The sequence below is a fragment of the Arthrobacter sp. TmtSoilC48 genome (assembly GCF_059739425.1).
Map to the genome: position 1 here is coordinate 2942016 of NZ_AP046049.1, position 21116 is coordinate 2963131.

20 protein-coding genes are annotated in these 21116 nt (G+C 62.6%); 13 read left to right on the plus strand and 7 right to left on the minus strand.

The features are described from left to right. Window positions 1-27 precede the first annotated feature (27 nt). The 3 genes from AC6I97_RS13800 to AC6I97_RS13810 form a co-directional block, all read right to left on the minus strand. Window positions 28-870, minus strand: a complete 843-nt coding sequence (locus AC6I97_RS13800) for a pyruvate, water dikinase regulatory protein (RefSeq protein ID WP_497945171.1) — start codon at window positions 868-870, stop codon at window positions 28-30. Then, window positions 871-3270: a phosphoenolpyruvate synthase gene (gene ppsA / locus AC6I97_RS13805; protein WP_497945172.1), complete on the minus strand. Its 2400-nt coding sequence runs from the start codon at window positions 3268-3270 to the stop codon at window positions 871-873. A 214-nt stretch (window positions 3271-3484) separates the two neighbouring features. Then, window positions 3485-4228 carry a FadR/GntR family transcriptional regulator gene (locus AC6I97_RS13810; protein ID WP_224164277.1) on the minus strand — a complete coding sequence of 248 codons (744 nt, stop codon included), beginning with the start codon at window positions 4226-4228 and terminating at the stop codon, window positions 3485-3487. Window positions 4229-4434: 206 nt separating this feature from the next. On the opposite strand from AC6I97_RS13810, the gene AC6I97_RS13815 reads away from it, so the two are divergent. The 6 genes from AC6I97_RS13815 to AC6I97_RS13840 all read left to right on the plus strand — a co-directional run bounded on the left by AC6I97_RS13815 (window position 4435) and on the right by AC6I97_RS13840 (window position 10575). Beyond that, window positions 4435-5802: an MFS transporter gene (locus AC6I97_RS13815; RefSeq protein WP_497945173.1), complete on the plus strand. Its 1368-nt coding sequence runs from the start codon at window positions 4435-4437 to the stop codon at window positions 5800-5802. A gap of 87 nt (window positions 5803-5889) precedes the next feature. Then, window positions 5890-7650: a dihydroxyacetone kinase family protein gene (locus AC6I97_RS13820; protein ID WP_497945174.1), complete on the plus strand. Its 1761-nt coding sequence runs from the start codon at window positions 5890-5892 to the stop codon at window positions 7648-7650. Beyond that, a complete protein-coding gene (locus AC6I97_RS13825) occupies window positions 7647-8117 on the plus strand; it encodes a ribose-5-phosphate isomerase (protein ID WP_224090067.1) in 471 nt (156 codons plus the stop codon). The genes AC6I97_RS13820 and AC6I97_RS13825 overlap by 4 nt, the downstream gene beginning before the upstream one ends. Further along, complete coding sequence (locus AC6I97_RS13830) at window positions 8101-8919, plus strand: triose-phosphate isomerase family protein (protein WP_497945175.1); 819 nt, start codon at window positions 8101-8103, stop codon at window positions 8917-8919. The genes AC6I97_RS13825 and AC6I97_RS13830 overlap by 17 nt, the downstream gene beginning before the upstream one ends. Then, a complete protein-coding gene (locus AC6I97_RS13835; RefSeq protein WP_224164273.1) occupies window positions 8916-9713 on the plus strand; it encodes a sugar phosphate isomerase/epimerase family protein in 798 nt (265 codons plus the stop codon). The genes AC6I97_RS13830 and AC6I97_RS13835 overlap by 4 nt, the downstream gene beginning before the upstream one ends. Window position 9714: 1 nt before the next feature. Continuing rightward, a complete protein-coding gene (locus AC6I97_RS13840) occupies window positions 9715-10575 on the plus strand; it encodes a phosphogluconate dehydrogenase C-terminal domain-containing protein (protein ID WP_309926398.1) in 861 nt (286 codons plus the stop codon). Window positions 10576-10659: 84 nt separating this feature from the next. Here the strand turns inward: AC6I97_RS13840 and mctP are convergent, their stop codons facing one another. Both mctP and AC6I97_RS13850 read right to left on the minus strand, forming a co-directional pair. Further along, window positions 10660-12330 (minus strand): monocarboxylate uptake permease MctP, encoded by a 1671-nt coding sequence (mctP, locus tag AC6I97_RS13845; RefSeq protein ID WP_497945176.1) that lies wholly within the window; start codon window positions 12328-12330, stop codon window positions 10660-10662. Further along, window positions 12327-12674 carry a DUF3311 domain-containing protein gene (locus tag AC6I97_RS13850; protein WP_224090062.1) on the minus strand — a complete coding sequence of 116 codons (348 nt, stop codon included), beginning with the start codon at window positions 12672-12674 and terminating at the stop codon, window positions 12327-12329. The genes mctP and AC6I97_RS13850 overlap by 4 nt, the downstream gene beginning before the upstream one ends. A gap of 202 nt (window positions 12675-12876) precedes the next feature. On the opposite strand from AC6I97_RS13850, the gene AC6I97_RS13855 reads away from it, so the two are divergent. The 3 genes from AC6I97_RS13855 to AC6I97_RS13865 are packed head-to-tail and all read left to right on the plus strand — an operon-like array spanning window position 12877 to window position 14915. Continuing rightward, the gene (locus tag AC6I97_RS13855; protein ID WP_224090061.1) at window positions 12877-13569 is read left to right on the plus strand and encodes a histidine phosphatase family protein; all 693 of its coding nucleotides are present in this window, start codon (window positions 12877-12879) and stop codon (window positions 13567-13569) included. 24 nt (window positions 13570-13593) lie between these two features. Next, a complete protein-coding gene (locus tag AC6I97_RS13860; protein WP_224090060.1) occupies window positions 13594-14148 on the plus strand; it encodes a DUF3090 domain-containing protein in 555 nt (184 codons plus the stop codon). Next, complete coding sequence (locus tag AC6I97_RS13865; protein ID WP_224090059.1) at window positions 14148-14915, plus strand: SCO1664 family protein; 768 nt, start codon at window positions 14148-14150, stop codon at window positions 14913-14915. The genes AC6I97_RS13860 and AC6I97_RS13865 overlap by 1 nt, the downstream gene beginning before the upstream one ends. 90 nt (window positions 14916-15005) lie before the next feature. Here AC6I97_RS13865 and AC6I97_RS13870 read toward each other — a convergent pair whose 3' ends face one another. Further along, window positions 15006-15323, minus strand: coding sequence for a DUF6457 domain-containing protein (locus tag AC6I97_RS13870; protein WP_224090058.1), 318 nt, complete (start codon window positions 15321-15323; stop codon window positions 15006-15008). A gap of 196 nt (window positions 15324-15519) precedes the next feature. Between AC6I97_RS13870 and AC6I97_RS13875 the strand changes: the two genes are divergently transcribed. The 4 genes from AC6I97_RS13875 (at window position 15520) to AC6I97_RS13890 (ending at window position 20515) form a co-directional block, all read left to right on the plus strand. Continuing rightward, the gene (locus tag AC6I97_RS13875; protein ID WP_224090057.1) at window positions 15520-17109 is read left to right on the plus strand and encodes an ATP-dependent DNA ligase; all 1590 of its coding nucleotides are present in this window, start codon (window positions 15520-15522) and stop codon (window positions 17107-17109) included. 301 nt (window positions 17110-17410) lie between these two features. After that, window positions 17411-18667 carry an ABC transporter substrate-binding protein gene (locus AC6I97_RS13880; protein WP_309926442.1) on the plus strand — a complete coding sequence of 419 codons (1257 nt, stop codon included), beginning with the start codon at window positions 17411-17413 and terminating at the stop codon, window positions 18665-18667. Window positions 18668-18725: 58 nt separating this feature from the next. Continuing rightward, window positions 18726-19658, plus strand: a complete 933-nt coding sequence (locus tag AC6I97_RS13885) for a carbohydrate ABC transporter permease (protein ID WP_224090056.1) — start codon at window positions 18726-18728, stop codon at window positions 19656-19658. Continuing rightward, entirely contained in the window at window positions 19655-20515 is an 861-nt protein-coding gene (locus AC6I97_RS13890) for a carbohydrate ABC transporter permease (protein WP_224167404.1), read from the plus strand. Before AC6I97_RS13885 ends, AC6I97_RS13890 begins: the two co-directional genes overlap by 4 nt. A 90-nt stretch (window positions 20516-20605) precedes the next feature. On the opposite strand, the gene AC6I97_RS13895 is transcribed toward AC6I97_RS13890, so the two are convergent. Beyond that, on the minus strand, window positions 20606-21070 hold the full coding sequence (locus tag AC6I97_RS13895; RefSeq protein WP_497945177.1) for a VOC family protein: 465 nt from the start codon (window positions 21068-21070) through the stop codon (window positions 20606-20608). Window positions 21071-21116: the final 46 nt, after the last annotated feature.

Genomic DNA, 21116 nt, shown 5'->3' on the forward strand with positions numbered 1-21116 from the left:
TCCCCTGTGGGTTGCGAGGCAATGACGTCAGTGATGCAGCTGCATTCGTTGGAGCACCGTGGCAGATATTTCTTCCACGGACATGGATGCGGAGTTGACGTAGGGAATGTCATTGGCCCGGTACATGTCTTCGGCGTTGCGCAGCTCGAAGGTGCACTGGTTCAGGGACGCGTAGTTACTGCCCGGCCGGCGTTCCTGCCGGATTTGGCTGAGCCGGACAGGCTGGGATGTCAGCCCGAAACACTTGCCCGCGAAAGGCAACAAGGGCTTCGGGAGCACCATGTTGTCAAAGTCTTCCTCCACCAGCGGGAAATTGGCGGCGAGGATGCCGTGCTGCAAAGCAAGGTACATGGTGGTGGGAGTTTTCCCGCACCGCGAAGGGGCAATGAGTATCAATTCGGCGCGTTCAAGCGCCCGGAGCGATTGGCCGTCGTCGTGCTCTATGGCATATTCCACCGCGGCCATGCGGGATTGATAGCGGACGGCATCGCCCACGCCGTGAGCCTGGCCGGGCTTGCCGTTGGCCTGCGCACCGAGGGCTTGTTCGAGTTGCCCTATATGCGTACCGAACAAGTCGAAGAATTGCCCGCGGCTCTGGGAGAGTACGGCACGGATGCCCTGCCCCACGGCGGTGGAAAAGATGATCGGAACAGGACCTGTGGCAGCCACCCGGTCGATCAGCGCCACCACCTGACGCGCTTGCTGGATGGTGGTGATGAACGGGATGGTCCGCCGTTCCAGCCGCTGGCCGGGGAACTGGGTCAGTAGCGTATTGCCGAGCGTTTCAGCGGTGATTCCGGTGCTGTCCGAGAGGAAGAACACCGTGGGGGCGGGCGGGGAGCCCGCCCCCACGGTTTGGTGGTCTGCCATTTAGACCGTGGTACTGGTGGTGCGGGCCAGGCGCAGCCAGGTTTCGGTCACGGCGTCGGGGTTGAGCGAAATCGAACTGATGCCCTGCCCGAGCAGCCACTCGGCAAAGTCCGGGTGGTCACTGGGGCCCTGGCCACAGATGCCGACGTAGCGGCCCTTGGCGCGGCACGCCGTGATCGCCATCTCCAGCAGCTTGGTCACGGCCGGGTTCCGTTCATCGAACCCTTCGGCAACCAGGGCGGAGTCGCGGTCCAGACCCAGGGTGAGCTGGGTGAGGTCGTTTGACCCGATGGAGAAGCCGTCGAAGTACTCCAGGAACTCGTCGGCCAGGAGTGCATTGGCCGGCAGTTCGCACATCATCACGATCTCCAGCCCGTCCTCGCCGCGCCGCAGCCCATTGGCGGCGATCAGTTCGGTCACGCCACGGGCCTCGTCCAGGGTCCGTACGAACGGGACCATCAGCTTGATGTTGGACAGGCCCATCTCGTTGCGCACGTACTTCAAGGCTTCGCATTCGAGTTCGAACGCCTGCCGGAAGGACGCCGACAGGTACCGGGACGCGCCGCGGTACCCGATCATCGGGTTTTCTTCCTCCGGCTCGAACGCCGGACCACCGATCAGGTTGGCGTACTCGTTGGACTTGAAATCCGAGAGCCGGATGATGACCGGTTCGGGGGCGAAAGCCGCCGCGATGGTGGCGATGCCTTCGGCCAGGCGCCGGACGTAGTAGTCGCGGGGACCGTCATAGGCGGCTGTTTTTTCCTGGATTTGCCGGATGGTGTAGTCATCCAGGGTCGCCGGGCGCTCGATCTCACCAGCCACAGCCAACAGGGCGTTGGGATGGACACCGATCTGCCGGTTGATGATGAACTCCAAGCGGGCCAGTCCCACACCGTGGTTGGGGAGCTTGGCGAAACTGAACGCCTGTTCCGGGGTTCCCACGTTCATCATGATCTTCACCGGAGCTTCCGGCATGGTCTCCAGGCTGGTTTCGTGCAGCGAGTACTCCAGCAAACCTTCGTAGACGAGCCCAGCCTCGCCCTCCGCGCAACTAACGGTGACCGGAGTTCCGTCCTTGAGGATCTGGGACGCGTATCCGGTACCAACAACGGCTGGAATACCCAGTTCCCGGGCAATGATGGCGGCGTGGCACGTCCGTCCGCCCCTGTCCGTGACAATCGCGGCGGCCTTCTTCATGATCGGTTCCCAGTCCGGGTCCGTCATGTTCGCCACCAGGACATCGCCTTCCTGGAACGAGGACATCTGGTCGATCGAGGACAGCACCCGCACCTGCCCGGCACCGATCCGCTGACCGATCGCCCGGCCCTCCACCAACACCGTGGACCGCTCCGTGAGCGTGTACCGGGAAGTGGTCCCGGCGGCTTTTCGGGACTCTACGGTTTCCGGACGGGCCTGAAGAATGTACAGCCCACCATCAACACCGTCCTTGCCCCACTCAATATCCATCGGACGGCCGTAGTGCTCCTCGATTGCTACCGCGTGCCGGGCGAGCTGTTCAACCTCAGCATCGGTCAGGCTGAAACGGTTCCGCAGATCCTGCGCCACCGGGACGAAGTCAATCGTCCGGCCAACTTCGTCCGAATCCGTGTAGACCATCTGCACGGCCTTCTCCCCCAAGCCGCGCTTGAGCACCGCCGGGCGCCCAGCTGCCAAAGCGGGCTTGTAGACATAGAACTCATCAGGGTTCACAGCCCCCTGGACCACGGCCTCCCCCAGCCCATACGAGGACGTGATGAAGACAGCGTCCCTGAAGCCGGTTTCGGTGTCCATGGTGAACATGACGCCGGAGGCACCGACGTCGGAACGCACCATCCGCTGAATACCTGCCGAGAGCGCCACTTCCGAATGCGTGAAGCCGTGATGTACGCGGTAGGCGATTGCGCGATCGTTGTACAGGGAAGCGAACACATCCTTGATGGCCAGCAGGATGTTCCCGATGCCGCGGATGTTCAGGAACGTCTCCTGCTGCCCTGCAAACGACGCATCCGGAAGGTCCTCAGCCGTGGCACTGGAACGTACCGCCCACGACACATCCCCACCATGCTCCTGGGTCAGTCGCTCATAAGCCGTCCGGATGTCCTCTTCGAAACCGGCCGGAAACGGCGTCTCACGGATCAGGGTCCGGATTTCCTGGCCGGCCTTGGCCAACGCGGCCACATCGCCGCTGTCCAAGCCCTCAAGAATGCTTTCAATCCGGGCATCCAACCCCGAGTCCGCCAGAAAACGCCGGTAAGCGTCCGCCGTCGTCGCGAAACCGCCTGGAACCTTCACCCCGGCAGAGGCGAGATTCCGGACCATTTCCCCAAGCGATGCATTTTTGCCGCCAACCTGGTCAAGGTCGGACAAGCCAAGCTCAGAAAACCAAAGAACGTTAGTCATAAATTGTGTCCTCCATTGGGCACGCTCTGACAAGCGCTAAAAAAACTAGGTCATGCAAGGATCCAGCGCACGGGTCGAGGGAAGCAAATAGATGTGATGAGCGCAACATGACCGGGAAGTAACGAAAGGTCACCCACCCGGTCTCGGAAGCCACTGCGTAAGACCATTGCCGGAATCAAAAGCCCGCGGCGTTTGGCGCGAATCGCGCGGTGCCTTACTGCGCGGCGTCGAATCCGGCGAGAAGGCGCCGTGATGCCGTAGCCATGTGGGAACGCATCGTCTCGGATACTGCTGACGCGTCCCTGGAACGCAATGCCTCGAAGATCGCAGTGTGTTCGCGGAGCGCGGCTTCGGCGTGACCTTCGTCGGTCAGGGCACGGTCCACCCAGATCCGCAGCAGCGAGCGAATGCTCTGGAGGAGCTCCTCCAGGACCATGTTGCCGGAGGCGGCCGCAATTTCGCGGTGGAAGGCCGCATCTGCTTCAACGAATGCTGCGAGGTCATCGAGGTTCTTGGCCATGACGTCCAGGTCGGTCTGCATGCGCTCAAGCGCCTCGTCAGTAACCCTAAGCGCGGCAAGCTCAACAGCTTGAACTTCCAGGCCGCTGCGCAACTCAACCAGTTCGCGGGTACGCGGCTCACCCAACATCAGTCCCCAACTCAGCGTCCGGGGCAAAAGTTCGGAGACGCCGTCGCGCAGGTACGTTCCCGAACCTGGGCGCACGATGACGATACCGAGGATCTCCAACGCGGCGAGGGCCTCGCGGATCGCTGAACGCCCAACCCCCAAGGAAGCCGCCAGATTCCGCTCCGCCGGAAGGCGGGTTCCCGGTGCGATGTCACCACTCGTGAAGTAGGCGAGCAGCCTTTCTGCAACTTCGGACACAACGGAGCCCTGCTCCATGGGGGCAAGCGCTGCCGTCATGTGTGCCGCTGCTGCGGCGGTGTTCGCTGACATGCTCTCAGCGTAACAACCGGATGACCAATTGAGCGTTTGGGGATCCGGAACAAATACTTGAGGTCAACCGGTTGACCAATTTGCCTCGAGCGCCCTATGGTTTAACTCACAAGCTTCGCCAACGCCGGATCCCCACCGGCATGACATGAGTCAGCCCGGCGCATCCAGTGCAGGATCCGCAGGGATACCAACATCTAGGAGTCAATGTGGACACCACACAATCGGTGGTCGAAAAATCCGCAATCAAGAAGGTGGCAATCCGGCTGGTGCCGTTCGTCGCCCTGATGTTCTTCATCAACTACCTTGACCGCACGGCCATCTCCTTTGCCGGCCCCAACGGTATGAACAACGATTTGGCACTCTCTGCGGCCCAGTTCGGCTTCGCATCCGGAGTCTTCTTCATCGGCTACATCCTTCTCGAAGTCCCCAGCAACCTGGCCCTCCACAAATTCGGCGCCCGCCGCTGGCTGGCACGCATCATGGTCAGCTGGGGCATCGTGTCCCTGCTTTTCACCTGGGTAGGCAACGTTGAGCAGCTGTACATCCTGCGTTTCATCCTGGGTGTTGCCGAAGCCGGCTTCTTTCCCGGCGCCATCCTCTTCCTGAGCCTCTGGGTTCCGTCCAAGCACCGCAGCAAGATCCTTGCCCTCTTCTACTTGGCACAGCCACTCACCACTGTGATCGGCGCCCCGCTTGCCGGAGCTTTGATCCAGCAGCACGGCGTGTTCTTCGGTCTCGAGGGCTGGCGCTTCATGTTCTTCGGTGTCGCCATCCCGGCAATCGTCATCGGCATCATCGCCTGGTTCTACCTGGCGGACTCCCCCGCCAAGGCCAAGTGGCTGACATCCGAGGAAAAGACCTGGCTGACCGGCGCCCTTGAAAAGGAAAAGGCCCAGACCGCCGCAAGCAACAAGCACGTCAGCGTCCGCACCGTATTCGGCAATGGCCGCGTCTGGATGCTCTCCCTGATCTACTTCGGATTCATCTACGGCCTGTACGCCCTGGGCTTCTTCCTGCCGACCATCATCGCCGGCTTCGAAGGCCTCTACGGCACCAAATTCGATGTCTTCCAGAAGGGCCTGATCACAGCGATCCCGTACCTGCCGGCAGCGTTCGCCCTGTACTTCTGGTCCAAGGACGCCACAAAGCGCGGCGTAAAGACCTGGCACATCGCCCTTCCGGCCCTCATTGGCGGTGTCAGCATCCCACTGGCGCTGTTCGCCGGATCCCCCGCGGCAACGATTGCCGTCATCACCATCACGGCCATGTCCATCTTCGCGGCACTGCCCAACTTCTGGACGGTTCCCACCCAGTTCCTTACAGGTGCAGCGGCCGCCGCAGGCATCGCACTGATCAACACGGTGGGCAACCTGGCAGGTTTCAGCGCCGGATACATCACGGGCTGGCTCAAGGACCTGACCGGCGGCTACACGGTACCCATGTTCGTCGTCGGAGGCTTCATGTTGCTCTCCTCGATCCTCATGGTCACCCTCAGCCGCCAGCGTAAGTCCAGCGACGGCATCCCCGCCGAGGCACTGGACCCCGCAGGTGCCGGCCACCACGCGGAGCCGTAACCACGCCAAGCAGCAGGTTGTGCCCTTCCAGCAGGGAGGGCACAACCACCACACCTCACACCTTTAGTACAGCCCAGGAGATACCCCATGACCCGCCTCTTCAACGAGCCCTCAGCTTTCGCTGACGAAATGATCGAAGGCTTCGTCGCATCGCACGGCCGCTGGGTCCGGCGTGTCGCCGGTGGCGTCGCCAGAAGCACCCGCAGTATCCCGGGCTCTGTGTCCTTGGTGATCGGGGGCGGCTCCGGTCACTACCCGGCTTTCGCTGGCTTGGTCGGCCAGGGCATGGCCCACGGTGCAGCGATGGGCAACCTCTTCGCGTCCCCTTCCGCCCAGCAGGTCTACAACGTAGCCAAAGCCGCGGACAACGGCGGCGGCATCCTGCTCGGCTACGGCAACTACGCCGGCGATGTCCTGCACTTCACCCAGGCCCAGGACAAGCTCCGCGCCGAGGGCATCGACTGCAGGAGCATCGCCGTCACCGATGACATTTCCAGCGCGCCCTTGGCCGAACGGCACAAGCGCCGGGGCATCGCCGGCGACCTCACGGTCTTCAAAGTGGCGGCAGCGGCCGCCGAAGTGGGCTACTCCATGGATGCCGTGGTGGAGATTGCCGAACGGGCCAACGACCGCACCCGTTCCTTCGGTGTCGCGTTCACCGGCTGCACGTTGCCGGGCGCGGACCACCCGCTCTTCACAGTTCCCGAAGGGCGTATGGCCGTGGGAATGGGCATCCATGGCGAACCCGGTATTGCCGAAACTGACGTCCCGACCGCGGACCAACTCGCCGAACTGCTGGTCAAGGACCTCCTGGCGGAAGTCCCGGACGGCCTCACCGTCCGCGGAGCACGCGTGGTCCCGATCCTCAATGGCTTGGGCAGCGTCAAGTACGAGGAACTGTTCGTGGTCTACCGCCGCGTGGCCCAGCTGCTCGCCGAAGCAGGAATCGAGGCAGTGGACCCACACGTGGGCGAGCTCGTCACCAGCTTCGACATGGCCGGCACCTCCCTGACGTTGTTCTGGCTGGACGCGGAGCTGGAGGCGTTGTGGCTCGCGCCCGCCGATGCCCCGGCTTTCCGCCGTGGTGCGGTCACAGCAACACCGCTCGACGCCGCACAACTCGCCGCCGGCAACGACGTGACGGAGCGTTCCATCCCAGTTGCCTCCGTGGTCTCCCGTGATGCAGCAGTCCGTGTCCTTGCGGCACTTGGTGCCGCGAAGGCAGTCATTGACTCAAGCGTGGACGAACTGGGAAGGATCGATGCGATCGCCGGCGACGGCGACCACGGCATCGGCATGGAACGCGGAGTCCGGGCCGCCGTGGAAGCCGCGGCAGACGCCGTCGAACGCGGTGCCGGCGCCGGAACCGTCCTGAACCTGGCCGCCGATGCCTGGGCAGACAAAGCCGGTGGCACCTCCGGCGCCCTCTGGGGCATGGCCTTGCGGGCGGTTGGTGACGCCTTGGGTGATGTCAACGCGCCCGACGCCGGTGCTGTCGCCACCGGTGTGGCCGACGCCGCAGCCGCGATCATGAACTTCGGCAAGGCCAAGGTGGGCGACAAAACCATGGTTGACGTCCTGGTCCCGTTCCGCGACTCACTCAGCGAGGGTGTCCACCACGGCCAGTCCCTCACCGAGGCGTGGGGCATCGCCGCCACCATCGCCGAGCAGTCGGCCGAGGCGACCGCAAACCTGCTGCCCCTCATGGGCCGCGCCCGCCCGCACGCGGAAAAGAGCCTTGGAACGCCCGACGCCGGAGCCGTCTCCATGGCTTTGATCGTCCGGGCCATCCACAACACCCTCGCCGGGAACACCGCCGGGAAGATCTCAGTAAAGGAAACAGCATGAGCACCAAACTGCGCCTGGTCATAGGATCGGACGACGCCGGATTCGAGTACAAAGAGGCCCTCAAAGCCGACTTGGAAGCCAACGGTTTGGTGGAATCCGTGACCGACGTCGGCGTCGACGCGTCAAGCCACACTCCGTACCCGTCCGTGGCCATCGCAGCGGCTGAACTGATCGCCGCCGGCAAGGCCGACCGCGCGCTCCTGGTCTGCGGCACCGGCCTCGGCGTCGCGATCGCAGCGAACAAGGTTCCCGGCATCCGCGCCGTCACCGCCCACGATTCCTTCTCCGTGGAACGCTCCGTCCTTTCGAACAACGCACAGGTCCTCACCTTCGGACAGCGCGTGGTTGGGCTGGAACTCGCCCGCCGCCTCGCCAAGGAATGGCTCACGTACACCTTCGACGAAACCTCTGCCTCGGCCGAGAAGGTCACACTGATTAAGGACTACGAGGGTGTCACTTCCTGCTAACAACTCCGGGGTGAAATCCATGGCGGTCATCGGCGTGAGCCTGAAGATGTACTTCGGCTACCAGCGCTCCGTGGACTACTGCCGCGATGTCGCCACCATCGCTTTCAAGCACCCGGCCGTGGTGAGCGGCGACATCGAAGTATTCGTGCTGCCCACCCTGCCGGTCCTGCCCGAAGCGGCCCGGATCCTGGGGCAAGCCAACGTTGGAACGGGAGCGCAGGACATCTTCTGGGAAGACGAAGGCGCGTACACCGGGGAGGTCGGCGGCAAGACGGTTGCGGAGCTCGGTGGCAGGTACGTCGAGGTTGGACACGCGGAACGCCGCAGGATCTTCGGCGAGGACGATCGCGTGATCGGCCTGAAGACTGCAGCTGCCTACCGCAATGGCCTCACGCCCGTGCTCTGCGTGGGCGAACTGAACGCCGGCTCCCCCGAGGAAGCCGTTGCCCACTGCATGGCAGAGATCGACGCCGCGCTCAACCGTGCCGCAACCCTTGGACCCACAAACAGGACCATCGTGGCCTACGAACCGCAGTGGGCCATCGGAGCACCGGAACCTGCAACACCGGACTACATCAGCGCCGTGGTTCGTGGCCTGGACGAGCACCTCCGCTTGCTGCCGGGCCAGGAAAACAGCCGGGTCATCTACGGCGGCAGCGCCGGACCGGGCCTGATCACGGAACTTGACACCGCCGTCGCGGGCTTGTTCCTGGGCCGCTTCGCGCACGATCCGCAAGCGCTGAAGACCATCCTGGACGAGACAGCGGCGCGGCTCGCCGCGGATAAGGCGGTGGCGGCATGAGCAGGATTGGACTCAGCAGCTACGCGTTCTTCTGGCAGCTCTCGGACCAGGTCAGTGAACCGCTGAGCATTCACGACGCCCTGCGGAAGGCCGCGGACCTGGATGTGGATCTCTTCCAGATCTGCGATTACGCGCCGCTGGAGGACATGGACGACGCCGACCTCGCCGCCGTCCGCCACACGGCAGACGAACTGGGAATCACCCTGGAAGTGGGGACGAAGGGCATCCGCGCGGAACACCTGCGAAGGTTCCTGCATATCGCCCAGGTGCTGGGCTCGGACCTTTTGCGGACCATGTTCAACGTTCCCGGCCATACCCCGGACAACGAGGAAGCCGTGGCGATCTTTACCGAGGTGCTGCCCGAGTTTGAGGCAGCCGGGGTGAAGATCGCCGTCGAGACCTATGAACAGGTCCCCACTGAACGGATCCTGGACGTCGTCCGCCGCGTCAACAGCCCGTATCTCGGCATTTGCAGCGACCCCGCCAATACCGTGGCGGCGCTGGAGATGCCGCGGCAGGTGATTGACGCCGTCGGGCCTTACGTCCTGAATATGCACATCAAAGACTTTGCGTTCAGCCGCAAACAGGGATGGGTCGGGTTCACGTACTCGGGCGCACCCCTGGGCGAGGGCCTTCTCGACTACGACTACATGGTCGAAAAGATCCAGCCCAAAGAAAGAAACATCAACCAGATCGTCGAACACTGGCTGCCATGGCAGGACACCGAAGCGGAAACCATCCGCCTCGAAAACCAGTGGACCCAACAAAGCCTCGATTTCCTAAGGAGCAAGTGAAATGTCAGCAGAACAATTGACCGTCGCGGTTATCGGAGCCGGTGGCAAAATGGGGATGCGCGTTTCCCGCAACCTCCAGAAGTCCAGCCACACCGTCTTTTACAGCGAGAACTCCCCGGCCGGCCAGGAACGCGTCCGCGCCGAAGGCCGCGAGATCACGGCAACTGACGACGCCGTCAAGTCCGCCGACGTCGTCATCCTCGCCGTCCCGGACACCGTCCTTGGCATTGTCTCCGAGGGCGTCGTCCCGCAGATGAAGGCCGGCGCGATCCTTCTGACCCTTGACCCGGCCGCCGCGTACGCAGGACTGCTGGCCAAGCGCGACGACGTTGTCCAGGCTGTTGCCCACCCGTGCCACCCGTCAGTGTTCCTGGAGCGCACCACCAAGGAAGAATGGGCCGATACCTTCGGCGGCCAGGGGGCCCCGCAGAATGTCGTAGCAGCCATCGACGACGACGCCCCCAGCACCACCCGCGACGTAGCCGAAGCGGTCATCCGCACCATTTACGCACCCGTGATTGACGTTCACTGGGTCACCGTCAAGCAGCTCGCCATCCTGGAACCCACCCTGGTGGAAACCGTGGCCTGCATGATCGGCACCCTGCTCAACGAAGCACTGCACGAGACCGTCCACACAGCCGGGGTTCCCGAGGAAGCCGCCAAGGCCATGCTGTTCGGCCACGTCCAGATCGCACTCACCAACGCCCTGCGCGGCTCCAACCCCTTCTCCGAAGCCTGCGAAATCGCCATCCAATACGGCAAGGACACCATCATCAAGGACGACTGGAAGAAGATCTTCGACGACTCCGAGCTGGACGGCGTCATCGCCAAGATGCTCAAGCTGGACGCCGTCAAGCGCTGAACCTTCCCGGAGTTGCGGTGGTCACCATGCCACCGCACCTCGGGCCATCCCGGGCTGCGGCCCAGGCAGGCGCTTTGCTCAGCCTCACGGCACCGGCGGCGCGTCTCCCGGCTCCACGAAGCGATGCGTCCGCTCGATCTCGGCAATCTTCGGATCGGTTTCATCGGCGCCATAATCCGATGGCCGGGTCTTGTCCGCCCCTGCCGGCACCTTCAGCGCGCGCAGCACCAAGGTGAGGACAGCGGCGACGATCAGGTTGAGGGCGAAGGCCGTAACGGCGATATACACGGTGAAGTCGGTTCCCGGGATGGGGGCGACGGATCCACCAAAATGCGCGTGGGTCACCGGGTTGACGACGTTGTAGGCCGAGACGGTACCGAAGGCTATGCCTACCGCCCATCCGGCAAGCAGCGCCCAGCGGTCAAACCATCGCGTGTATAGACCGGCTACAACGGCCGGGAACGTCTGGAGGATCCAGATGCCGCCCAGCAGCTGCAAGTTGATCGCCGTGGTCTGGTCCATGGCGACGACGAAGATGAGCGCGCCAACCTTGACCACCAGCGAGACGATCTTGGAGACGCTCGCCTCTGTCTTGGGGTCGACGTCGGGCCGGATGAAGTCCCGGTAGACGTTGCGCGTGAACAGGTTCGCCGCGGCAATGGACATGATGGCCGCCGGCACCAGGGCACCGATGGCAATGGCCGCGAGGGCAACTCCGGCGAACCACGCCGGGAAGTGGTCCAGGAACAACTGCGGGACCACGAGTTGGGGATTGACCGATCCATCGAGGTCAGTCGGCTTGGTACCGGCTTTGATGGCCACGTAACCCAGCAGGGCGAGGAACCCGAGCATGAGCGAGTAAAGCGGCAGGATGGCTGCGTTGCGTCGGATCGTGTTGCGGCCTTTTGACGCGAGGACGCCAGTCACGGAGTGCGGGTACATGAAGAGGGCCAGGGCTGAGCCGAGCGCCAGGGTCCAATATGCGGAGTAGTTGGCGCCGCCTGGGATGAACACCCCGGCCGGCTTGCCCGTTGCCTGGTTCACTGTGCCCAGCTTGGTTTCCGCCGCACCGAAAATCGTGTCCCAACCGCCGAACTTGATCGGAAGGTAGATGACCGCCACGATGACGGAGAGGTAGATGAGCAGGTCCTTGACGACGGCGATCATGGCCGGCGCCCGCAAACCTGAGGTGTAGGTGTAGGCGGCGAGCACGACGAATGCGAGGATGAGCGGCAGGTCCGTTAGCAGCACGTTCTCGGAGCTGCCGAGGCCGAGAACCGTGAGGACTGCCTTGATGCCCACAAGCTGGAGGGCGATGTAAGGCATCGTCGCCACAATGCCGGTGATGGCGACGGCGAGCGACAGCCACCGGCTCCCGTACCGGCCACCAACGAAATCCGCGGAAGTGACGTAGCCGTGCCTGTGGGACACGGACCACAGCCGGCTCATGATGATGAAGATGATCGGGTAGAGGACGATCGTATACGGCACGGCGAAGAAGCCGGTCACCGCGCCCGTGGCCCACATCGCTGCAGGCACGGCCACGAAGGTGTAGGCCGTGTAGAGGTCGCCGCCCAGCAGGAACCAAGTGATCCACGTTCCGAAGCCGCGGCCGCCCAGCCCCCATTCATCGAGGCTGTGGAGCCCCTCGTCCGACTTGCGCCACCGAGCGGCAAGGAAGCCCATAACAGCAACAATGACGAACAGCACGATGACGATGATGAGGGCGATCCAGTTGATCTCGCGTCCGTTCATGGCCTGTCCCCTCCGTTTCGGTTCCCGGCGCGGGCCGCTGTCCGCCGTCGTCGATCCTCCGTACTGACCAGCCAGTAGGCTATCCCGCTGAGCCCTGCGGAGATGGGCACCCAGAGCAGCTGGTACCAGTAGAAGAAGGGCATACCGCCCAGGCGTGGCGCGTCGAAAGAGTACAGCTGCGGCATGAGTGGGAGCACGATCGCGGTGACCAACAGTACGCCTGCCACCACGTAGGGTAGGGGCCTCGCCGGTCCTCGGGTTGGCGTCTCGCGGGTTGGCTGTCCGCCCGGCGGAACTGCGGGGAAGGGGCCCTGATCCGGACCCGCACCATTTTGATTGGACACCACGACCTCCTTGTCGACCATGGTTGGAGGGCGAATATGCCCTCCTCAACTCTTTTGTACCGCTGTGTGTCCCGCTCGGGAAGGCCTCTTCGGCCTATCCGAAGCCTGTTTGTTCATCGCAGGATTCTCTTCCTTACCGAGCCAGGAATGATGCGACCCGGCATGGTCCACACCACCAGCGGAGGGTGGCTAGGCTGGGTGGATGGCAACACTAATTCTCGTGCGGCATGGCCGCACCACAGCCAACGCCAGTGGACTGTTGGCGGGTAGGGCCGACGGCATCAGCCTGGACCAACTGGGCTGCGATCAAGCAGCCCTGGCCGGTGACCGGCTCGCTGCTGTGCCCGTCGCCGGGGTGGTATCGAGCCCTCTTGAGCGTTGCCGGCAGACCGCCCGGCTCATCATCGATCGCCAGGCCGGCTCGCCGCAGGCAGTAGTGGATCCCGATCTCACCGAGTGCGATTACGGTCAGTGGCAGGGCCGCAAGCTCGATGACCTGGCCACCGAGGATTTGTGGCCTATGGTGCAGTCGCAACCGTCCGCCGTCGTCTTTCCCGGCGGTGAATCCATGGCCGCGATGCAGGCCAGGTCCGTGGCAGCAGTTCGACGCCACGATGCTGCCTTCGAAGCCCGGAACGGGCCAGGGGCCGTGTGGGTGGCCGTGAGTCACGGTGACGTCATCAAGTCAATCCTTGCGGACGCGCTGGGCATGCACCTTGACCTGTTCCAGCGTATTAACGTCAGCCCCGGTTCCGTATCAATCGTGCATTACAGCGCGAGTCGCCCCAGCGTCCATGCGACCAATACCGAAGCTGGTGACCTGTCGTGGCTGTCGAACGGCATCCGCTCGGGCGATGCACCGGTGGGCGGCGGCGCAGGACAGAAGACGACGTGAAGGTCATGTGCCTAAACTACTGGCATGCCTACACGCGTTCACGAGTTTGCCTGGCCTGATCGGGTTGTCATTGGCACCATTGGCCTTCCCGGAGCGCGCACGTTCTACCTGCAAGTGCGGACCGGGGCGCAGATCGTGAGTATTGCCCTTGAGAAGCAGCAGTCGGCCCTGCTCGCGGAGAAGATCGACGAACTGCTCGATCAACTCCTCACCGTCGACGGCAACCCCTTCAGCGTCCCTACGGGTACACCCATTGAACTCGTCGACAATGACCCGATCGAACCTCCTGTGGAGCAGTTCCGCACCGGCGCCATGACCTTGGATTGGGACCCAACCACAGCCCAGATCGTCGTCGAGGCATACCCCCTCATCGACGTTGATGCTGACGACGAGGACGAACCGCTTGTTGAGGACGGCTCTAACGAAACCGAAATGATGCTGGTGCGAATGCCGGTTGGGACCGCCCGCGCATTCGCCAAGCGCACACGTGAGATTGTGGACGCCGGTCGGCCGATATGCCCCCGCTGCGGGTACCCCATGGATGCGGACGGGCACGACTGCACCTTGCCCGAGGTCTAATGCCGGCGCTGGACCTGATGACCGCCGAGCTGACGCTTTCAGGGCGCATCACGGCGGCCTCAAACGCCACATTCCTCGGCAGCATCGGCGACGTGCCGGTCGTCTATAAGCCAATAGCGGGCGAGAGCCCCCTATGGGACTTTCCCGACGGCACCCTCGCCCACCGGGAGGTGGCCGCGTACCTGGTCTCGCAGGTCCTCGGCTGGAACGTCGTGCCGCACACCTGGCTGCGTGACGGTCCTCTGGGCGAAGGGATGGTGCAGCTCTGGCAGGAGCAACACCCCGCCCAAAGCGCGGTGGACCTGATTGCAGCGGACCACCTGCCAGAGTCAGGTTGGAAACACGTTCTCGAGGGACAAGATGAAAATGGTCGGATGGTGGCCCTCGTCCACGAAGACTCGCCGGCGCTGAGACGTATGGCGGTGTTCGACGTCGTGGTCAACAACGCTGACCGCAAAGGAAACCACATACTTGCCATGACGGACGGACACCGGCACGGTGTGGACCACGGACTCACCTTTCACAGCGAACCTAAACTGCGTACCGTGCTATGGGGATGGCTGGGAGAGGCCCTGACAGCGGAGGAACTCGACGGGATCGATCGCGTCACCGAAGGACTAAAGCGCGAGCTGGGCCGGAATCTGGCGGACCTGCTCACTTCCGAAGAAATCGCATCGCTCATCGCGCGCTGCGCTCGGCTCCGGCTGACGGGACGATTTCCGGCCCCGGTCAGTGGAATGCCGGCGGTCCCCTGGCCGCTGTTCTAGAGTCGGCTACCGGCTACCGGCTACCGGCTTCGCGGGCTGAGTCGTCCGGTACTCCCCTGTGCCAAGTCTTACCGTCAGGGGTTCTCGGCCTTACGACTGATTTGTGGGCTCCCAGCCCCTTCCTTCCGCCCGGTCAGAACAGAGCCTGAAGGCGATGTCTGCCGCCTTGCTAGTTGCCACGGCAGGTAAAACGTCCGATCCCCGGCTTCCTTTCCCGGCTTCAAGCCCGGCAGCGTAACCGACCATGAAAGCCGTCACCGGCGCTGCTGCATGGATCACGGAGTCTGCAGATTTCCTGGCCAGATCGAGGACAAGTTCCTGGTCAACCTCAAGGTCCAGGATGTGCAGCGCCCTTGCCAGTTCCTGGCTCCACTGGGACAGAACCTGTGCTTCGTTGTCGCTGGGCATGATTTCTCCTTGCCGAAAGTCTCAAGTGGTTCGGGGGTGGTGCCGTGGTTCGGTGTGGTGCCATGAGAATACAAGGCATTGCTCCACAAGTCAGGGGTTGCCCGGCAAATTGGCCGGGGACCGGGCATTCGCCCGCGCCGCTTCTGGACAGGGATTAATCGCTGTTCATGGACGGCGGCCGTGACAGACTGGTGCCATGCTGCTCGATGAGCTCGTGAGGACCTCGGAAGCCGTCGCGGCCACCCGCTCCCGGGTCGCCAAGATCAACGAACTGGTAGGCCTGCTGCTGCGCCTCGACCCCGCGGACATCCCGACGGCGGTCGGCTTGCTCACGGCCAAGCCTCGCCAAGGGCGGGTCGGGATCGGCTGGAGCGGCATGAGGGCGGCCAAGGGCAAGCCCGCTGCTGAGCCGACTCTCACCATCGCCCACCTCGACGCTGCCTTGGACCGGCTGCTGGCGGCCGCAGGCGCTGGGTCGACCGTAGAACGCGCCGCCATCCTTCGGACCCTGATAGCGGAAGCCACAGAACGAGAGCAGACCTTCATCGCCGGCGTGCTGCTCGGGGAGCTTCGTACCGGTGCGCTTGAGGGCGTATTAACGGATGCCGTTGCCCGTGCCGCCGATCGCCCGGTCGAGGCCGTACGGCGCGCAGCGATGCTCTCCGGCGATCTCGGCGGGACTGCCCTGCTGGCGATCACAGGCACCGCCGCCGAGCTTGACGCAGTCGGCCTCGTCGTCGGGCGTCCTGTCCAGCCCATGCTCGCCGCAACCGCGGCCAGTGCCAGCGAGGCCCTGGAGACGACGGGGGAAGCGTCCGTGGAATACAAACTCGACGGCGCACGCATCCAGGTGCACCGTGCCGGCGACGACGTGCATATCTTCACCCGCACCCTGGCCGAAGTGACCCATCGGTTGCCTGAGGTGGTGGAGGTGGTGCGCGGACTGCCGGTGCGCGATGTGATCCTCGACGGCGAGACACTGGCACTCGACGAGGACGGCGGGCCCAGACCATTCCAGGAGACCATGTCCCGGTTCGGGGCAAACGCGGCGCGCACCACACTGCTGCATCCGTGGTTTTTCGACGTGCTGCACGTCGACGGGCGCGACCTTCTCGACGAGCCGCTGGCAACGCGAATCGGCGTGCTCGAGCGGATCGTCCCCGATCACCGCATCCCAGGGAAAATAACTGCGGATGCAGCTGTTGCCGAGAGCGTTTCGCGCGATGCCCTGGAAGCCGGCCATGAGGGTGTGGTCGTGAAGGCGCTGGGCTCGTCCTACGCCGCCGGGCGGCGGGGTTCGAACTGGATCAAGGTAAAGCCGGTGCTCACCTACGACCTGGTGGTGCTCGCCTGCGAATGGGGGTCAGGACGACGCGCCGGGCTGCTGTCGAACCTGCACCTCGGAGCCCTGGACCCTGTTGGGGAGTTCGGCGAACCCGGCGATTACGTGATGGTGGGCAAGACTTTCAAGGGCATCACCGACGCGCTGCTGAAGTGGCAGACTGAAAAGTTCCAGGAGTTGGAGGTGCGGCGTACTGCGGGCACCGTATGGATCGAGCCGGTCACCGTGGTCGAGATCGCCATCGACGGCGTCCAACACTCTCCCCGCTATCCGGGTGGAATCGCCCTTCGATTCGCACGCGTCAAGCGCTACCGTGACGACAAGACCGCCGCCGAGGCCGACACGATCCAGGCCTTGCGCGCTCTGCTCCGTACAACAGGGGGTAGAAAGGTATCGCCCGCACCGGCGGAGCCGGATCCCCGGGCCCTGGCTGAGGAGCCTTAATCTGGATGTTGGTTGAGTTCGACCAGTGTGGCGGTGGCCGCACGGGCCGCCGATCGAGAGCAAGGCACTTCCAAAATCCGCACCAAAGGTTCCCTTGACAGAGCCCCCCATCGGCCCTAAGTTTATTGCAACCGATCTCAGCAACCGATCTCACTGCTAATTTCGTAAAAATGCAACCGATCTCAAAGGAGAGACTCGATGATCAACTGGCTCCTCCCGATCGTCGGTGGCCCACGTTTGGTAGGCATCGATTGAGCACGGCATGCTCCCGCATATGCAACCCAGTTCACAGGAGAAATTCATGATCAAAAAGCGATGGGGCTTGGCGCTCGTCACAGCTGTCGTGGCCGGCCTCGCCCTCAGTGGCTGCTCCCCCTCGGCTTCGGAACCCAAAGGTCCCGTGACGCTCAATTACTGGGACTTCCTCGATCCCAGCCAGGCGAATCCGCGCTCGAAGGCACTCAAGGAAAACATTGCCAAGTTTGAGGCGGCAAACCCCGATATCAAGATCAACCTCTCTGTGGTTTCGCTTGGCGACATGTTGAACAGACTGCCGCAAGCGGCGGCAGCAGGTCAGGCTCCTGACGTCTTCAAGATGTTCACTCCCGTAGTGCCCCAGATGGCGTCTGCCGGCGTCTACGCACCGCTGCCTGAGGCTGCTTCCAAGGTGACTGACTGGCTGCGTCCGACCGACACTCTTGCCGGCCCTGACGGCAAGCCGGTTGCCGTGCCCTATGAATACCGAACCTGCGCCCTCTACTACAACCAAAAGATCCTTGACCAGATAGGCGCGACCGTTCCCACCACGTACGACCAGGTTGTCGACGTTGCCCGGAAAGCTGCTGCTGCAGGATTCACCGGCTTCGGGACCGGCTTCTCGGACACCGACAACTCGGCAATCATCAGCACCTTCTTCAACTGCTTCATGACACAGGTTGACCAGGAAATCTGGAACAAGGATGGGAAAGCGGATTTCGCAACAGCCAAAGGCAACGAGTTTGGTAACTTCCTTGCCAAGCTCAGGGACGCAAAGGCTTTGGGTAGCAACGTCGTTTCAGACACGTACGGCACAGTAGCTGACGGCATGGCGAGCGGCACGGTCGCCATGGCAGTTCTGGGCACGGAACGAGCAGTTTCCTTCGGCTCGCAGAACAAGGACCTTAAGTGGACGGCCTTGCCTAAAGCGAGTACCGGCGATACGACAGGTACCACCATTGGCTGGACGTTGGGCATAGGCAATGGCAGCAAGAACACCGACGCCGCCTGGAAATTTATCGAGTACATGACCGGGCCGGAAGCCGGTGCCCTCATGGCAACCGGCGGTGAGGTGCCCACCCGGGCAGCCACCTACCAGCAACCGTTCTTCTCCACGCCTGAGGCAAAGACCGTCAATGACATCGCAGCCTACGTCAAGACCAACAGTGAGCCACGCACCTATTCCAACACCTGGACCGCACTTGCCACTGGTCTGTCCCAAGCCGGGCAGAAACTGACCCTCAACGGTACGTCAGGCAACGACTTTATCCGTTCCGCGCAGGACGCGGCCAACAAGAAGTAGCCGCCCGATATCAGGGGAGCCTGACCAAATCAGGCTCCCCTCGGAAGGAACACAGATAATGTCAACAAAAAGCCCAACCCGCACCTCACGCCAGACTGTGGCTTCCCCTTCAGGCGTCGATGCTATCCGCCGGGTCCGTAGGGATCGAATGGTATGGCTCTACGTCGTCCCCGTCAGCGCCGTTTTCCTCTTTGTTTTTGTGGGGCCGCTCATCTACACAGCGTGGACGGCCCTCCACGAGACGACTTATTACCAGATAGGGAAATTCTCGGGTCTGAATTCGTTTGTCCGACTGTTCTCAGACTCCGAACTCCCGAGCCGCATCTGGACAACCTTGGTATTCTCGCTCGGCGCCCTGGTTATCGCCTTGCCGGCCGGGCTTCTGTCTGCGATCGTGCTCAACAATCTTCACCGCTTCAAGCGCTCCGTCCGGAGCCTCTTCCTGCTGCCTTGGCTGATGTCACAGGCCACTGCAGGAACAATCTGGCTCTGGTTCCTCAATCCCAATTACGGTCCCGCTTCCGCTATCACCAAATCCCTCGGATTCGGACCTACTGATGTGTTCTCATCACCCGGCAGTGCGCTTGTTGCAGTAACTCTGATGACAGCCTGGTGGTCCTATCCCCAGGCCATGCTCCTCTTCCTGGGCGCCCTTCAAACGATTCCTGAAGAGCTTCGCGAAAGCCTGAGGGTAGACGGCGGCGGTATCTGGCACCAGTTCGTGAATATCACTCTGCCCTACCTGCGCAACACCATCGTCTCCGTCGTCGTCGTTCTTCTCATGCTCTATGTGCAGATGGTCACCATCATTTTGGTCACCACAAGAGGAGGCCCCATCGGGTCTACAGAGACGCTGTCCATGCGTGTCTACAACCAGATGTTCGACAAGTTTGATCTCTCCGGAGCATCAGCAACGGCAATCCTTCTTTTCGCCGTCAACATCGTCCTGACTCTCGTCGCCATTCGCTTCCGACGGAAGGAAAGCCTGTGAGCATCACAACCCCGCGCCGCCAGCGACGCCTGGGCAATGTCATTCGTGCGGTCCCGTCCTGGGCGTACGTCATTCTCTCAGCCGCGGTGGTCCTTCCTCCGGTCGCATGGATCCTGTCCACTTCGCTCAAGACCGCCTCGAGCACCCTGGAATTTCCTCCAAGGTGGATACCGGCCCCATTCTCTGCCGAGGGCTATATCGGCCTGCTGACGTCGACCAACATGCGCTTTTTCGCAAACTCCCTCATCTATGCGGTCGGCTCTATCGTCCTTGCCCTGGCAATTTGCATCCCGGCAGCGTACGTGGCAACGCGGTACCGGAGCCGCCGCATGGAAACACTGATGACCGGGATTCTGGTCCTGTCCATGGTCCCGGCGATCGTGGTTTTCATCGCGCTGTACTCCATGTTCGTCAAGACCGCCTTGATCAACACCTACCCGATGCTGATCATCGTCTACACGGCAATCATCTGTGGACAAACCATCCTGTTCCTGCGAAATTTCATCGAGAACATACCCGTCGAAATCGAGGAAGCGGCGGCAATCGACGGATGCTCCCGAATGCAGATTTTGTGGCGCATCATCCTCCCGCTCATCCGGCCCGGTATCGCTGCTGTGGCAATCTTCATCTTTGTCTTCGTTTGGAACGACTTCCTTGTGGGCACCGTCCTCGCCACCACAGAAGACATGAAGACCGTCCAGAACGGCATAGTGCGATACATAACCACCGGCTTCGGTAGCTTCTGGGGACTCTTCGCCGCATTCATCGTCGTGGCTTTCATCCCCGTACTCTCAATCTTCCTCGCATTCCAGCGCTGGTTCGTTGCCGGCATGACCTCAGGTGGTGTCAAGGGGTAGCCTATTCGCCGAGGTTTGGTCCTCAGGCGGGCGTGGTGCCACGGTAAATGCAACATTGGCGGGCAGGGTGCACCCTGCCCGCCAATTCGCTTATGAATTTTCGCTCGAGCGCCAGTCGGGCGGCTGAATCAGTTCTACCCGATTCCCATCCGGATCGAGTAAGTAGATCAGCAGACCTCCTGCAACCGGTCCGGACGTGGGCGCGACCGGTTCGGACAAGGCCCTGTATCCGAGCTTCGTCATTCTGGCGTAGACCTCGCGCAGGTCAATATCCGTGAAGGCAAGATGTGCCGTGCCAGGCTGCGCTTCCGAGGGATCAACGGCAGGCGGAGGATCCTCAACCTGGACCAGCTCCAGGTGAAAGGTCCCATCACCGGCTGTGAGCATCATGGCTTTGACCTTGACGTTCGGACGGCCGTACAGCTCGCCGACGTAGGGGCCCGAGGTCCACTCATTCAAACGGGTAAAGCCCAGCCCTTCCACGTAAAACCGGGCGCTGCGCTCCAAGTCTGCAACGTGCAGAGCAGTGTGATGATGACGGATTGCTGTATGCATTTTTCCTCTAATTCCTGACTGAATCGAAATATCTGCTCAAGGATGC

Excerpts from the sequence above, each read along its gene's own strand:
- AC6I97_RS13800 (WP_497945171.1), bottom strand. The coding sequence starts at position 870 with ATGGCAGACCACCAAACCGTGGGGGCGGGCTCCCCGCCCGCCCCCACG.
- AC6I97_RS13855 (WP_224090061.1), top strand. The coding sequence starts at position 12,877 with ATGGCAACACTAATTCTCGTGCGGCATGGCCGCACCACAGCCAACGCC.
- AC6I97_RS13895 (WP_497945177.1), bottom strand. The coding sequence starts at position 21,070 with ATGCATACAGCAATCCGTCATCATCACACTGCTCTGCACGTTGCAGAC.
- AC6I97_RS13885 (WP_224090056.1), top strand. The coding sequence starts at position 18,726 with ATGTCAACAAAAAGCCCAACCCGCACCTCACGCCAGACTGTGGCTTCC.
- ppsA (WP_497945172.1), bottom strand. The coding sequence starts at position 3,270 with ATGACTAACGTTCTTTGGTTTTCTGAGCTTGGCTTGTCCGACCTTGAC.
- AC6I97_RS13825 (WP_224090067.1), top strand. The coding sequence starts at position 7,647 with ATGAGCACCAAACTGCGCCTGGTCATAGGATCGGACGACGCCGGATTC.
- AC6I97_RS13880 (WP_309926442.1), top strand. The coding sequence starts at position 17,411 with ATGATCAAAAAGCGATGGGGCTTGGCGCTCGTCACAGCTGTCGTGGCC.
- AC6I97_RS13865 (WP_224090059.1), top strand. The coding sequence starts at position 14,148 with ATGCCGGCGCTGGACCTGATGACCGCCGAGCTGACGCTTTCAGGGCGC.
- AC6I97_RS13840 (WP_309926398.1), top strand. The coding sequence starts at position 9,715 with ATGTCAGCAGAACAATTGACCGTCGCGGTTATCGGAGCCGGTGGCAAA.
- AC6I97_RS13875 (WP_224090057.1), top strand. The coding sequence starts at position 15,520 with ATGCTGCTCGATGAGCTCGTGAGGACCTCGGAAGCCGTCGCGGCCACC.
- AC6I97_RS13860 (WP_224090060.1), top strand. The coding sequence starts at position 13,594 with ATGCCTACACGCGTTCACGAGTTTGCCTGGCCTGATCGGGTTGTCATT.
- AC6I97_RS13820 (WP_497945174.1), top strand. The coding sequence starts at position 5,890 with ATGACCCGCCTCTTCAACGAGCCCTCAGCTTTCGCTGACGAAATGATC.
- AC6I97_RS13835 (WP_224164273.1), top strand. The coding sequence starts at position 8,916 with ATGAGCAGGATTGGACTCAGCAGCTACGCGTTCTTCTGGCAGCTCTCG.
- mctP (WP_497945176.1), bottom strand. The coding sequence starts at position 12,330 with ATGAACGGACGCGAGATCAACTGGATCGCCCTCATCATCGTCATCGTG.
- AC6I97_RS13810 (WP_224164277.1), bottom strand. The coding sequence starts at position 4,228 with ATGTCAGCGAACACCGCCGCAGCAGCGGCACACATGACGGCAGCGCTT.
- AC6I97_RS13870 (WP_224090058.1), bottom strand. The coding sequence starts at position 15,323 with ATGCCCAGCGACAACGAAGCACAGGTTCTGTCCCAGTGGAGCCAGGAA.